This is a genomic window from Streptococcus mitis (genome assembly GCF_002096815.1).
Lineage (GTDB): Bacteria > Bacillota > Bacilli > Lactobacillales > Streptococcaceae > Streptococcus > Streptococcus mitis_AD.
Genome location: NZ_NCVJ01000021.1, coordinates 571710 through 585188, shown reverse-complemented (window position 1 = coordinate 585188; position 13479 = coordinate 571710). Strand labels below are relative to the sequence as shown.

The 13479-nt window shown below is 38.3% G+C and carries 14 protein-coding genes; 1 reads left to right on the top strand and 13 read right to left on the bottom strand.

What is annotated here, in order from left to right; genetic code table 11:
- Positions 1 to 39: 39 nt before the first annotated feature.
- The 12 genes from pdrM to eno all read right to left on the bottom strand — a co-directional run bounded on the left by pdrM (position 40) and on the right by eno (position 11750).
- Positions 40 to 1398 (bottom strand): sodium-coupled multidrug efflux MATE transporter PdrM, encoded by a 1359-nt coding sequence (pdrM, locus tag B7696_RS09655; protein WP_020901383.1) that lies wholly within the window; start codon positions 1396 to 1398, stop codon positions 40 to 42.
- Positions 1399 to 1439: 41 nt separating this feature from the next.
- A complete protein-coding gene (locus tag B7696_RS09650) occupies positions 1440 to 2708 on the bottom strand; it encodes a dihydroorotase (protein ID WP_020901384.1) in 1269 nt (422 codons plus the stop codon).
- A gap of 12 nt (positions 2709 to 2720) precedes the next feature.
- A complete protein-coding gene (locus B7696_RS09645) occupies positions 2721 to 3185 on the bottom strand; it encodes an NUDIX hydrolase (RefSeq protein ID WP_001135775.1) in 465 nt (154 codons plus the stop codon).
- 9 nt (positions 3186 to 3194) lie between these two features.
- Positions 3195 to 3848, bottom strand: a complete 654-nt coding sequence (locus tag B7696_RS09640; protein WP_084863437.1) for a uracil-DNA glycosylase — start codon at positions 3846 to 3848, stop codon at positions 3195 to 3197.
- Positions 3849 to 3859: 11 nt separating this feature from the next.
- Positions 3860 to 4615, bottom strand: coding sequence for a DUF4336 domain-containing protein (locus B7696_RS09635; RefSeq protein WP_084863435.1), 756 nt, complete (start codon positions 4613 to 4615; stop codon positions 3860 to 3862).
- A 64-nt stretch (positions 4616 to 4679) separates the two neighbouring features.
- The gene (pynA, locus tag B7696_RS09630; protein ID WP_020901385.1) at positions 4680 to 5372 is read right to left on the bottom strand and encodes a pyrimidine 5'-nucleotidase PynA; all 693 of its coding nucleotides are present in this window, start codon (positions 5370 to 5372) and stop codon (positions 4680 to 4682) included.
- Between the two features lie 34 nt (positions 5373 to 5406).
- Positions 5407 to 6021 carry a hypothetical protein gene (locus tag B7696_RS09625; protein ID WP_020901386.1) on the bottom strand — a complete coding sequence of 205 codons (615 nt, stop codon included), beginning with the start codon at positions 6019 to 6021 and terminating at the stop codon, positions 5407 to 5409.
- Between the two features lie 168 nt (positions 6022 to 6189).
- Complete coding sequence (locus B7696_RS09620; RefSeq protein WP_020901387.1) at positions 6190 to 7353, bottom strand: AAA family ATPase; 1164 nt, start codon at positions 7351 to 7353, stop codon at positions 6190 to 6192.
- The gene (locus B7696_RS09615; protein WP_042751213.1) at positions 7350 to 8558 is read right to left on the bottom strand and encodes a hypothetical protein; all 1209 of its coding nucleotides are present in this window, start codon (positions 8556 to 8558) and stop codon (positions 7350 to 7352) included. Before B7696_RS09615 ends, B7696_RS09620 begins: the two co-directional genes overlap by 4 nt.
- Before the next feature lie 617 nt (positions 8559 to 9175).
- Positions 9176 to 9718 carry a ClbS/DfsB family four-helix bundle protein gene (locus tag B7696_RS09610; protein ID WP_084863432.1) on the bottom strand — a complete coding sequence of 181 codons (543 nt, stop codon included), beginning with the start codon at positions 9716 to 9718 and terminating at the stop codon, positions 9176 to 9178.
- A 56-nt stretch (positions 9719 to 9774) separates the two neighbouring features.
- Positions 9775 to 10269: a YkgJ family cysteine cluster protein gene (locus tag B7696_RS09605; RefSeq protein WP_000031481.1), complete on the bottom strand. Its 495-nt coding sequence runs from the start codon at positions 10267 to 10269 to the stop codon at positions 9775 to 9777.
- 176 nt (positions 10270 to 10445) lie between these two features.
- The gene (gene eno, locus B7696_RS09600) at positions 10446 to 11750 is read right to left on the bottom strand and encodes a surface-displayed alpha-enolase (protein ID WP_000022813.1); all 1305 of its coding nucleotides are present in this window, start codon (positions 11748 to 11750) and stop codon (positions 10446 to 10448) included.
- A 163-nt stretch (positions 11751 to 11913) separates the two neighbouring features.
- On the opposite strand from eno, the gene B7696_RS09595 reads away from it, so the two are divergent.
- A complete protein-coding gene (locus B7696_RS09595) occupies positions 11914 to 12360 on the top strand; it encodes a YueI family protein (RefSeq protein ID WP_084863430.1) in 447 nt (148 codons plus the stop codon).
- On the opposite strand, the gene B7696_RS09590 is transcribed toward B7696_RS09595, so the two are convergent.
- Positions 12357 to 13472, bottom strand: coding sequence for a glycerate kinase (locus B7696_RS09590; RefSeq protein ID WP_084863428.1), 1116 nt, complete (start codon positions 13470 to 13472; stop codon positions 12357 to 12359). The genes B7696_RS09595 and B7696_RS09590 overlap by 4 nt on opposite strands.
- Positions 13473 to 13479 lie beyond the last annotated feature (7 nt).

Here is a 13479-nt window from a genome sequence, read left to right as displayed (position 1 = left end):
GGATTTTCTTATTAAGAATATTTTTTCACAAACTTTTTATCATTTATATTTTTCTAAAGATTCAAATCTCTTCATAATCACAGTTAGACGCCATCGGTATAGCGCCCCACTCACGATTAGACTAATAATCAAACCGATCCAGTATGAGTAAGCTCCAAAATCTGTTAGGGAATCAAATAGCATAGCCACTGGGATTGCTACACCCCAATAACCAACCAAACCAAGGTAAAAAGGAATCACTGTATCCTTATAACCCCGTAAAATTCCCTGAAGCGGTGCCGCAAATGTATCTGCTAACTGGAAGAAAAGGCTGTAAGTCAAAAAGCGCGCTGTCAAATCAATAAATTCTGGGTCGTTACCATACAGACTAGCCACATTTCCCCTAAAAATGTAAAGGAAAGTTAAGGTGAAGGCCGCAAAAATGAGGGCAGTCCATCTTCCTAGACCAATATAGGTTTTCGCATCATCAAATCGTTTGGCTCCCACTTCATAAGAAACGACAATGGCCATAGCCGATGAAATACTCATAGGAAAGGCATACATGAGAGTTGAAAAGTTCATAGCTGACTGGTGACTAGCGATAATCAAGGACGAGAACTTAGCCATAATCAAGCCAACCACGGAAAAGATAGCCACTTCCGCAAAGACAGTTCCACCAATAGGCAGACCTAAGCGAACCCCTTCCTTGATTTTATCCATATTAAGTGGAATGCGCTTCTCAAGATGTAAAGCTTTAAGCTTCTCCTGTTTAAATAAAACTAGAATAGAAATCCCCAGCAAGACCCAATAAGCCAATGAAGTACCTAAACCAGAGCCAGCACCTCCCAGCTCTGGAACACCAAATGCACCGTAAATCAAGAGATAGTTAAATCCACTATTGAGAGGGAGTAACAAAAGCATGAGGTACATGGACAGTTTAGTCAAGCCCAGCGAATCCAGCAAGGAGCGAATGACACTAAAAAGTAACAAGGGAATAATTCCGATAGATAAAAACCAAAGATAGCGAACCGCAACTGCTGCTACTGGTGCTTCTAGTCCGATATGATTCAAAACTGGTGATGCTAGGAAAAGTACTAGTCCCAGCAAGACCACAGATAGACCCAAGGCCAGATAGATAAACTGGTAAAAATCAGACGCAACCTCTTCCTTTTTGCCTCTCCCAAGATGGTGACCAATAATGGGTACCAAGGCTGAAACAATTCCTGTTAGGAATGTAAAAAAAGGATTCCAGATACTGGTTGCCATTGATACTCCAGCCAAGTCCATAGTGCTGTATTGACCTGTCATAGTCGTATCAACAAAGGAGGCAGAATAATTTGCAAATTGATAAATCAGGATAGGGAAAAATATCTTTAAAAATAAGATAAACTTGTCTTTGAAATGATGGGTTTGGTACATATAGGCTCTCTATTCTTCTAATTTTCAGAGCAGACTCCCACCTAGTTTTGATAGACGATTTGTCCTTTACAGATGGTATATTTAACCTGCCCTTTTAGGGTTTCACCGATGAATGGTGAATTAGCTGCTTTCGAAGCAAAATGGGAGTCCACAAGGCGGTCAGCCTTAGCATCAAAAATAGTAATATCCGCTGGACCATTCTCAGCCAAGTAACCTGCTTCAAAGTTGTAAAGCTTGGCTGGGTTGTAGGTCATTTTTTCTAGCAATTCCATCAAGGTCAATTCCCCAGCTTCCACCAAATAAGTCAAACCGAGAGACAGAGAGGTTTCCAAACCAGTCATACCAGATGGCGCTTTGGTGATATCCTCAACATTTTTTTCATCCGCATGGTGAGGCGCGTGGTCAGTCGCGATAACTGTGATGACACCTGACTTGAGACCTTCAATCACGGCACGACGGTCTGATTCCAAACGAAGCGGCGGATTCATCTTAGCATTGCTACCTTGTGTCAAAAGGAGCGCTTCGGTCTTAGAAAAATGCTGTGGCGCTACTTCCGCTGTTACTTGCGCTCCCAATCCTTGAGCAAACTCCACTACTTTAACACTTTCTTCCTTAGACAAATGCTGGATGTGAACATGAGCCTTGGTTGCATAGGCAATCATGACATCACGCGCCATCATAGCATACTCAGCCACCCCAGTCGCTCCGCAGATATGGAAATGTTCTTTAGCAATGTTTTCATTAAACCCAAGAATCCCATTCAAACCTGGATCTTCCTCATGAAGACTAATAAAGGTATTAAGCTTTTTAGCTTCCTCCATGGCTTCCTTGACAACTTTACTACTTTCAAGTGGGATACCGTCGTCTGAGAAACCAACCGCACCAGCTTCTAAAAGTGCCTTAAAATCAGTCAAGTCTTGGCCATTAAAATTCTTAGTAATGGTCGCAACTGTCTTGACATTGATTTTTTCTTTGGCAGCTGACTGGAGAACTTCTTGTAAAGTCTCCACATCTGAAATAGTTGGACTAGTATTAGCCATCATGACAACCGTTGTAAAACCACCTGCAGCGGCTGCTAGGGCACCAGTATGGATATCCTCCTTGTGGGTCTGACCAGGTTCACGGAAATGAACATGAATATCGACCAAACCAGGCGCAACGACTAGACCACTAGCATCAAGCACCTCTGCACCTTCTTCCTTGATTTCCGGAGCAATTTTGACAATTTTCCCATCTTGAACCAAGACATCACACACTTGATCTAAACCAGACTTGGGATCCATTACACGACCGTTTTTGATTAGTAGCATCTGCTTTCTCCTTTATTCATAGAAATCAACTTGGGTATCCAACAATTTATCCCCATCATAAACAAACTTGGCTGAAAAGAAGGGTTTGTCCTCTAAAAGCCACTCAACAAAGGTGTGGTCACCTTCCCAAGTCGGCTTGCTCAAAACTTCATCATAAGGAACCCATTCAAGCGTCCCCTCATTGCAGTCAATCAACTCACCTTCAAACTCCGTCACCTTAAAAACATAGGTGTACCAGTCTAAATCTGGTGTAAATTCAGGAAAAGTGATAACACCTTTCAGAACTGGCTTAGCTTTGAGCCCTGTTTCTTCAAGGATTTCACGCGCTGCACATTCCTGTGGAGTCTCACCACGCTCCAGCTTACCACCTACACCAATCCATTTCCCTTCATGGACATCATTTGGCTTCTTATTACGATGGAGCATAAGCAGTTCTTTTCCATTATCAATGTAGCAAATCGTCGCTAACTGAGGCATATTTTCTCCTTATCTAAGCCAATCGATTGGCTCTTGTCCTGTTTCTGTTAAGAATGCATTAGCCTTGGAAAAAGGCTTGGAACCCCAAAATCCTCTGTAAACTGATAAAGGACTAGGATGGGCTGATTCGATAATCAAGTGATGAGGGTTGGTAACCAAGGCCTTCTTCTTGCGTGCATAAGCTCCCCAGAGTACAAAGACCACTGGTCTATCTAGTTGATTGACCACCTGAATCACAGCATCTGTAAATGGCTCCCAGATCTGCCCAGCATGAGCATTGGCCTGACCAGCAGGAACCGTCAAACAAGCATTGAGAAGCAAGACTCCTTGCTCAGCCCAAGCCGTCAAATCATGGGATTTCTTAACACCAATGTCATCTGACAATTCCTTCAAGATATTTTGCAAGGATGGCGGAGCTGGGATAGAGTCAGGTACAGAAAAACTCAAGCCCTGCGCTTGACCTGGCCCGTGATAGGGGTCTTGCCCTAGAATCACTACCTTAACCTCTTCCAGAGGAGTTGTCAAGAGAGCCTGAAAAACCTTTTCCTTAGGTGGATAAACAGTTCCCTGAGAATAGACCTGCTCCATAAACTGATTGATTTTCGTAAAATAACCTTCAGGTAATTGCTCCTTAATCAAAGCATGCCAAGACGAGTGTTGCATCTTTCCCTCCTTTATCTTATCCATCTAAAAGCACGTCTTAATTCATCTGTACCATTTTTAAAAAAGCATAAACCATGTGCAAGTATAATCTTATCCGGTTTCCAGTTTAACATACGGGAAAAGGAAACCTTTGCTTCCCTTTGTCTTCCTAAAAAAGTCATCCTATAATCAATAGGAGTTTGACCATCAGGGGCTGTTACACGAGCTAAACGATAGAATTTTCTGCGGATTGGACTAGCTATTTTTTCAGGTTCAAAATTCTCTATAAGGTCTGTTACAATGAGTGTTTTAGTTGATTTATGAAAAAACACGACCTCTTCGATGACAGAACTTCCCTTAAAAATAAGCTGATCAATCTCATCAGACCATAGGTCAGGAGCCTTATCTGTTAAGGCAGCATCAAATTCCACCTTGACATTCTGACTTTTCGCTCTTTCTTCAACTCCTGGACTAGACCATGCTTGCGCATGAGGATATCTTTTTCTCCAATCTGCAATATAGGCGTAGTGAATCTTATTTGGTGAAATCAGGTAAGCGACTCTGCCCAAAGCGTCCAGTTCAGTAAAGAGTTTCTCGTTTGGCGCAATAGGAGAATGAAGCCAAAGTTTGCCATCATTTAACTTAATCACCGTCATGCGTGTCTGAAAAGGAAGTTTGAAGATCTTCATATCCATTTGAATCAAATCACCATCCACTATCCAAATATTTTGATCAACTTCCTTTAGTGTATACAATGGTTCATAAAGAGAAAGTTCTGTCCTTAACATCGTTAACCATTCCTTCGTTTTTACTGCCTCTATTATAGCAAAAAGTGGCTATGGAAACCACTTTTTACAGTTTATCTAAGTAATCCAGCAAGTCTTGGTAAGAATGGACTTCGTAAGTCGGCTGGGCTTGTGTGTGATTTTCGAGGCGATGAGGGTTGTACCAGATAGTGTCAATCCCCGCATTATTGCCACCTTGAATGTCGGCGGTTAGAGAGTCTCCAATCATCAGCGTCTTTTCTTTGCTAAACCCTGCAATCTGTTGACCAATCTTTTCATAAAAGACAGCATCAGGCTTTTGTGTTTGCAGCTGTTCAGAGATAAAGACTTGATTGAAATAAGGTGCCAGACCAGATTGAGCCAAACGTCCCGTCTGAATGGCAGTAATACCATTTGTCGCAGCATACAAGTCATAATCACGCTCGATGAGGCTATCTAATAGTTCATGAGCACCTGAAAAGGTTTGCCCCTGCTGGGCGAGGTAAAATTGGTAACTCTGGGCTAGAAAACTACCGTCTTTTTCCTGTCCAAAATTAGAAAATAAACGAGAAAAGCGCGTGTTAACCAGCTCTTGTTTACTAATTTTCTTTTGCTCCAAGTCCTTCCAGAGAGCCTTGTTCATGGGAACGTAATAGTCTTTATAGGCTTGAATATCCTCAACTCCTTCTTCTTTTAGAAGTTGCGTCAAAGCCACATCCTCAGCAGCATCAAAATCAAGAAGAGTGTGGTCAAGGTCGAAAAGTAGAAATTTGTAGGACAATTTGGTGTTTTCCTTTCTGAGTGAGAAAAAGTCGCTAATATTTATTTGGGAAATATTCTTTTCCCAACTGCCATAAATACTGATCAATCTCTTTAAGATTAAATTCGTCTAATCCGTAGTATTCTCTAAAAGCAATAATTATATTTTTAAATTTTTGATAATCTTTTAGATCTGCATTCTTAAATTTAGAAAATTTATCTGTTTTTCTAAAGTATTTCAATACCTTTTCTACATAGCTATCATAAATAGGGTATTCTTTAGGATTATGATGGGAACAGTATTTGGTAGAAAAAGAATAGAACTTTCTAGTTACTCCATTGATAGTGACATTCTGAATTTCATTGACTAAAGTTACATCACCTTGTCTCAATCTCTCGTCAATTTTAAGACTCAGAATATGCTCTGCAACTGGATAAACTGAAAAAATATTTGTACTATAAAAATCATTCAACGTAGCAACCTTTAATAAGATGTCAGAAATTTCTTCGTTACTTGGTAACAGCTCAAAAAATAATTTATCTAAAGCATCTTCTTGCAACTTATAATTTTTAAGATTTTTCCACGTTTTCAAGTATTTTTCTACTTCACTGGCTGACGGTTTAGAAATAACAATATCTGATTTCTGTTTTCTATTGTAGTTTATTTGCATATCTATCTCACTCCAAGTAGTTATTCAAAAAATTTGATAGATTAATTATACCCTAACAGCCTAGACAGCAGTACAAATTAACGCAAATTTATAAACAAACGCAAACAATTGCGGTTTCTACCGTGATTGTTATTTTAATTCATCTAGAAAGGTAGGATATCAATTTTATCAATATTTTTTTCTGAAATCTTCCGCAATTGCATCTTGAACAAGGCGTTTTATATGACGAAGATTATTTTCTTCTGAAAAACTCAGAATTTTTTTCATTAATTCGTCGCTAATTTCATAGGTAGTATTTTTGATAGAATTTAACTTATCCACCAGACTATCTGCTTGTTCTTGGATGAATAAGCGTTTTTCATCCAAGTTAGGAATCTGAAAATCGCTAAGTAAATCAAACCGAGACCTTAGGGAAGCTGGAATATATTGCAGATAGTGCTGAGAAGTCATATTGGAAGTAAAGACAATAGTATAACCATTTAGATTATGAGCGATGCCACGCCTATCTGTAAATTTACCGTCTTCTAGTAGTTCATAAAAAAAATTAAACACGGCTGGTGTCGCCTTTTCAAATTCATCAATCAAAATAATTTTAGATTTGGATGAATTAATTTTTCTAATCAGTTCGCCACCCTCATCGCTTCCAACGTATCCGAGCGGAGAACCTATTAAACTATTCAACACCCCTTCTGTCGAGTAATTTCCAAAATTAATTTTGGTAAGCTCTTCATCTGGATAGAGTGACTTTGATAAAATCTTAGCAAATTCTGTTTTACCTATTCCAGATTCACCAATCAGAAACACGGAAAAAATCTTCCGGACTCCTATTCTTTCGAGAAGTATAAAGTTTTCATACTTCTGTATAAAATCTTCCTTAAATAAATCATGACCAATTAGGTTGCTAGCAACCTCCTGTATTTTATTGCTAAACTCAGTATCACTACTATCTTTCGTTTCGTCGTCAGAATTAAAATTTTGAACTTCTGGATTAGCAAAATTTTTGTTTATCTCTTCATCTTCAAATAGAAGTGGCAACTCTTTCAGTACACTTTCGTATTTTAACTTATTTAGCCAAAAAATAAAGGAGTTAGACACTCTACTTAGCGAAAAGAAAACTCGACCTATATACTGACTATTGTAGGCGTTTAAATTCATCAAGGCTGATAAATCTATGACCAATCCATCTACAGCATCAATCTCCTCGCATATATCTTCTATTTCACTCAAATTAGTGAAATCGTAAGATAGAATACGAGTGATATCAATCCTTTTACTTTCCAAGAAATGTTCTTTTAAATCATCTATTCTTGTAACATCATATAAATAAATCACGACTCACTCTCCACATTGATTTTTTGAACAACAGCAATCACATCTATCAAATGATATGTTCCATTTAACTTTTCATAGTTGAAATCTATTTCGAATTCCGACCCAGATTCATCGCTCTTTTCAGATGATGAGGATTTTGGGATAATATCTTTTACATTGTTCGTCACGTTATTTTTCTTGGTTTGCTTACTCATAAACTCTAAAAATTTTGTTGACATGGTATCAACTTCAGAAAAATTAATCTTACCTCTATCTATTCCGACTAAGTTAAGTTTTCCAAGTTGAAAATCACTATGTCTATACCCATTCTCAAAACCTTCAACTTCTCCATAGGGGAAACGAATCAAGAATTTTTCATTACCTTGTTTGAAACTATAATCAATCGTGTAGTCAGTCAAGAAAGTAGAAAGTAGGTTTGACATATTTAACTCAATTCCCTCCGTACTGGGATTGTCCAACTTGCTAGCCTGTAACACTTGCAATATAAGTGGAATATCTTGTGCATTTACGGGATTAAGAGTTACACTGTCAAATTTTATTAAATCTCCTTGCTCTATGTTCTCAGCTTGAAAATTTTTGGACATTTCATAGACTTTTCTAAAAATCGTAGATTTAGTGCTTTTAACTTCGAAACTTTCACTAATTTTACTTTCCGTAGTTAATTCGTTGCTATTTCCATATCCTGAATACAAACCATTTCTCGTTCCAATTTCAAAAAAGTTTTTGTGACTTGTTGTACTGCTATTTTCCTTCTGAATAGTTGTCTTGACAGTATCATCAATTAAGGTAGCAATTTCATAAGACTTAGCCGAATTGAGATATACTAAGTTGAAATAGTCTATGTTTGACTGAGAATTATCTGCTGCTGTATTAATTTTATTGATAGAGTCTATCCGCCAACTCCCAGAAATCAATATTGCACTAGCCATTAGTAATACATTTAAGTCGATATTGGCTATAGTAATTAGATAATCCAACGCGGGCTGGAGCAGTACATATAATATAGTTACAAATAGAAATTCATCCTTCTTTTTATTTCTTAAAAAGTAAAAGGACAATATTGTCACTACAGCAATAATCATCTTATGTCCAGAATACGGTTGTAATATATTAATTTTAAACAACCAACAAATGATTGTATATGCAACCAATGTATAGCTAATTATTCTACGATAATTTACACCTAGGAAAAAATTTTTTACCACTAAACACCTTTAGCTTTCTTAATCTTATATTTATAAATCATTACAAAAATAGCAGAAATAATTTTTTATAATTCGATTATACCACAAGCCCAGAGATCAGTTTTTAAAAAAAAAATATACTTATACCTCGATCAATATAACATCCTGAGATGTGTTCTATATTTGTATTGAGCTAAATTCCTTAAAATCAGCAACACTCTTCCAATCAACAAGTCGATTTTTTAAAAGAAAGAAACAAAAGCAAAAGGCTAGGACTGCTGTAAGCTCCCCCAAACAGAGGGATACCAACTCTTTTCTAACTTTCTCTTTTTGTATTTTCATCATCACACCCATCAATCTATCATCCTAAATCAGAAAAAACCATTCGAACCAGTTTATCATCAACATTTCTCAGAATTAAGGCATTCTAAGAATCGAATAGTTCATTCTGCTTCAATATCAATGCAATTCTAAACTTAGAATTACATTAAAATAAATGTTTTGGCACTCTTCTAAGCCATTGATTACCTTAAATTTTAGTTTTTGAAGGATTCTAAAGCTAGAAGAACTCAAAAATGAAGATAACTAAGCTATTCGAAGCTTAGAAGAACCTTTTCTAAAATCCATACCCACTTTAACTAGCGACGCTTACAATTCTTCTGATGTGATTTGAGTTTTTTCAGAGCCCAATCATAGTGACTGGAGGTGCTACTGACAAAGTAGGAACCTAGACTTGTCCCACCTGTCCACTTATAGACACCTTTGGTAAAGAGTTCGTCATTGCTAAAAACTTCTATCAACTCTAAAACCTTCCTATGTGATTGTTCTAGGAGTCTAGTCGCTTCTTCTAAGGAGGTTTTCTGGTGCTTCTTCCAAAAAGCGACATTCATTTCTCCATAAGTTTTCCAATTATAAGATTCAGGGAGAAAAAGTCTTTCGAGACCTTCTTGATTAGAATGTACCCAAGTCAAAAGTAACTGCTGCCATTCATAAAGATGAATCAGGACATCTCTTAGATTCTTATCCCTTTTCCAGTGAGCTTCTTTTTTCTTTGGGTCTCTTGATAAATCAAATGGAGTCTGTAGCTCATCTTCACTTAGTTGGGAGATGAAACGATTAAGCTTTTCATAGTTTTCCTTAGAGGCCAGTACTAGCTCCTCTTTTGTTTTAGGTCTTGGCATAGAGTTCTCCCTTCATATCTCTAGTTATTATTAGAGATTTTTTATCCTTTAAATCTCTATAACTTATCCTTTAATTTCTCAACAAAGAGATAGGCTGCTGGACAGGTCAAAGTATTCTTAATCGTCAAATGGTTGATTTGATGGATCTTTTTCCTGTCTGTATGAGGAAATTCACGACAGGCCTTTGGACGAACGTCATAGATGGAACAGAGATTATCTCCTCCTAAAAAGGGACAAGGCATGGATTTAAAAACCTTATCACCATCTTCATCTACCTGCAGAAACTCCGCTTCAAAAGCAGGTAATTTCATCTTAAAGTACTTAGCAATACGAGTGATGTCTGCTTCCTTGAAGTCGGGTCCCAATGTCTTGCAACAGTTGGCACAGGCAGTGCAATCAATCTCCTCAAAAACTTCTTGGTGAATCTGCTGGGCTATCTTGTCTAGATTTTTAGGAGGTTTTTTCTTTAAATTGGCTAAAACTTTTCGATGCTCCTTCTGCTTTTGTAAGGCTAGCTGGTGGTAGTACTCAATATCAATTTCTTTAGACATGATTTCTTTCTAATTCACGTATTTTTGTCTATTATACCATAAATACTGCCCCTTTTTTGCCCCCTAAATACAAAAATAGCCCTTCGGATAAAATCCGAGGGGCTAGAAACGTTATTAAATCAACGGCCGAACTTTTGAATTTCAAGGTTCGGGATAAAATAGTTCACTGAACTATTTTATTTTTTAAGGTTGTAGAATGATTTCAATCCACGGTATTCTGCTACTTCACCAAGTTGGTCTTCGATGCGAAGCAATTGGTTGTATTTAGCGATACGGTCTGTACGTGAAAGTGAACCAGTCTTGATTTGTCCTGCGTTAGTTGCAACTGCGATGTCAGCGATTGTTGAATCTTCAGTTTCACCTGAACGGTGTGATACAACGGCAGTGTAACCAGCTTCTTTAGCCATTTCGATAGCTTCAAAAGTTTCAGTAAGAGTACCGATTTGGTTAACTTTGATAAGGATTGAGTTAGCAGCACCTTCTTGGATACCACGTGCAAGGTAGTCAGTGTTTGTTACGAAGAAGTCGTCACCAACAAGTTGTACTTTCTTACCAAGACGTTCAGTAAGAGCTTTCCATCCATCCCAGTCGTTTTCATCCATACCATCTTCGATAGTGATGATTGGGTATTTGTTAACCAATTCTTCAAGGTAGTCGATTTGTTCTGCAGATGTACGAACAGCAGCGCCTTCACCTTCAAATTTAGTGTAATCGTATACTTTACGTTCTTTATCGTAGAATTCTGATGAAGCACAGTCAAATCCGATAAATACGTCTTTACCTGGAACATATCCAGCAGCTTCAATCGCAGCAAGGATAGTTTCAACACCGTCTTCAGTTCCTTCGAAACGAGGAGCGAATCCACCTTCGTCACCTACGGCAGTTTCCAAACCACGTGATTTAAGGATTTTCTTAAGAGCGTGGAAGATTTCAGCACCGTAACGAAGAGCTTCTTTGAATGTTGGCGCACCAACTGGCAAGATCATGAACTCTTGGAAAGCGATTGGAGCGTCAGAGTGAGAACCACCGTTGATGATGTTCATCATTGGAGTTGGAAGAACTTTAGTGTTGAATCCACCAAGGTAGCTGTAAAGTGGGATTTCAAGGTAGTCAGCAGCAGCACGAGCTACAGCGATAGACACACCAAGGATTGCGTTTGCACCCAATTTACCTTTGTTAGGAGTACCGTCAAGAGCGATCATAGCACGGTCGATAGCTTGTTGATCACGTACATCGTAGCCAATGATAGCTTCAGCAATGATGTTGTTTACGTTGTCAACAGCTTTTTGTGTACCAAGACCACCGTAACGAGATTTGTCACCGTCGCGAAGTTCAACTGCTTCGTGTTCACCAGTAGAAGCTCCTGATGGAACCATACCACGTCCGAAAGCACCTGATTCAGTGTAAACTTCTACTTCAAGTGTTGGGTTACCGCGTGAGTCTAGGACTTCGCGAGCGTAAACATCAGTAATAATTGACATTTTTTACTCTCCTTATGAGTTAAATTTTTTACACCTCTATAATACCTTAAAACCCCTCCTTTTTCAAGAAAAAACGTTATCTTTGTGCAAATTTTCCTTAACTTTATAAAGTAATCGCTTTCTTTTGTCTGTTTTATTCTAACTTTTATGATATACTGTTTTCATGACAGATTTATCAAAACAATTACTTGAAAAAGCTCATGGTGGGCCAAAATTAAATCCGGATGAGCAAAGACGCTATCTTGGCACTTTTGAGGAAAGAGTTCTTGGATATGCAGATATTGACACAGCAAATAGCCCTCAGTTAGAAAAAGGTTTTTTATCTATTTTAGAAAACCTTCAGGAAAAAGCAGAGCCACTATTTGTGAAGATTTCACCAAATATCGAATTTGACAAACAAGTTTTCTACTTAAAAGAAGCTAAAGAAACTGATAGTCAAGCTACCATTGTATCTGATGAGCATACTTCTTCTCCTTTTGGCCTGATTATTCATAGCAATGCACCAGTACAAGTAGAAGAAAAGGACCTTCGACTTGCTTTTGCAAAACTTTGGGAAGTTAAAAAGGAAGAACCAGCCAAAACATCCATCTGGAAGAAATGGTTTGGCTAAATCTTGCGCATATTTAATAAATTCCCTATATTGGCAGCCGTGTGCTCCAAATAGAGACGGGCATTTTTCAAACTATCTTCTAGAGGTTCACTTTTCTCCAAAATTGAAAAAGCCGCTTGGATATTTTCAAATGGTAGGGAAGGTAAATCTTCAGCAAGACTACCACAAATAGCAATGACAGGAACTCCGACAGGGGTTCTTTTTGCTACGCCTATAGGCGCTTTCCCAGCAAAGCTTTGACAATCTAGTCTTCCTTCTCCAACAATAACCAAGTCAGCATTTGAAACTTTCTTATCAAAGTTGATCAAGTCCAGGCACGTATCAATTCCAGACACGATATTTGCCTGAGCAAAGGCACACAAACCGCCAGCAATGCCTCCACCAGCTCCTGCTCCTTTAATTTCCAATGTTACAGATGAGGCTTTTTCATAAAAATCTTGGATTGCCTGATCTACGACTGCAAACATAGTAGGATGTAAACCTTTTTGTTTGCCAAAAGTGTAGGTCGCACCTTGAGGACCACATAAGGGACTCACGACATCTGCTAAAATACGAATTTGAACATCTTCAGGAATTTCATAGCGATTTTCTGTTGACATCGATGCTAAGTTTAATAAGGACTGACCGCAAGCCGGCAAGACATTTCCATCCCTATCATAAAATCGATAACCTAAACCAGCAGCAATCCCAATTCCTCCGTCATTACTGGCCGTGCCACCAACACCGATATAGATATCTTTAATCTCTTGAGCAATGAGATGGCGAATCAACTCTCCGATACCACGAGTTTGGATTTGAAGTGGATTTCGTTTCTCTATCGGAATCTTTCCAAGGCCAACCAAATCAGCAACTTCGAATAGTGCCAGTTTCCCTTTTTGAAAATAGTGCATGGCTTCTTTTTGTCCAAAAGGTCCTGTCACTTGGATCCATTTTTCTTCTAGGTCAAGAGAATGTCGGATAGCATCTACAGTACCTTCTCCCCCATCACCAACAGGGCAGAGGAGACAGTCTACATCTACTATCGATTGTTGGAAGCCTCTTTTTATTGCTTCAGCTACCTGTTGAGCTGTCAAGCTTTCCTTAAATGAATCTGGTGCAATTACAATCTTCATATTTTAC

Excerpts from the sequence above, each read along its gene's own strand:
- B7696_RS09640 (WP_084863437.1), bottom strand. The coding sequence starts at position 3,848 with ATGCAACACTCGTCTTGGCATGCTTTGATTAAGGAGCAATTACCTGAA.
- B7696_RS09645 (WP_001135775.1), bottom strand. The coding sequence starts at position 3,185 with ATGCCTCAGTTAGCGACGATTTGCTACATTGATAATGGAAAAGAACTG.
- B7696_RS09610 (WP_084863432.1), bottom strand. The coding sequence starts at position 9,718 with ATGCCAAGACCTAAAACAAAAGAGGAGCTAGTACTGGCCTCTAAGGAA.
- B7696_RS09595 (WP_084863430.1), top strand. The coding sequence starts at position 11,914 with ATGACAGATTTATCAAAACAATTACTTGAAAAAGCTCATGGTGGGCCA.
- B7696_RS09605 (WP_000031481.1), bottom strand. The coding sequence starts at position 10,269 with ATGTCTAAAGAAATTGATATTGAGTACTACCACCAGCTAGCCTTACAA.
- B7696_RS09635 (WP_084863435.1), bottom strand. The coding sequence starts at position 4,615 with ATGTTAAGGACAGAACTTTCTCTTTATGAACCATTGTATACACTAAAG.
- B7696_RS09590 (WP_084863428.1), bottom strand. The coding sequence starts at position 13,472 with ATGAAGATTGTAATTGCACCAGATTCATTTAAGGAAAGCTTGACAGCT.
- pdrM (WP_020901383.1), bottom strand. The coding sequence starts at position 1,398 with ATGTACCAAACCCATCATTTCAAAGACAAGTTTATCTTATTTTTAAAG.
- B7696_RS09650 (WP_020901384.1), bottom strand. The coding sequence starts at position 2,708 with ATGCTACTAATCAAAAACGGTCGTGTAATGGATCCCAAGTCTGGTTTA.
- B7696_RS09625 (WP_020901386.1), bottom strand. The coding sequence starts at position 6,021 with ATGCAAATAAACTACAATAGAAAACAGAAATCAGATATTGTTATTTCT.
- eno (WP_000022813.1), bottom strand. The coding sequence starts at position 11,750 with ATGTCAATTATTACTGATGTTTACGCTCGCGAAGTCCTAGACTCACGC.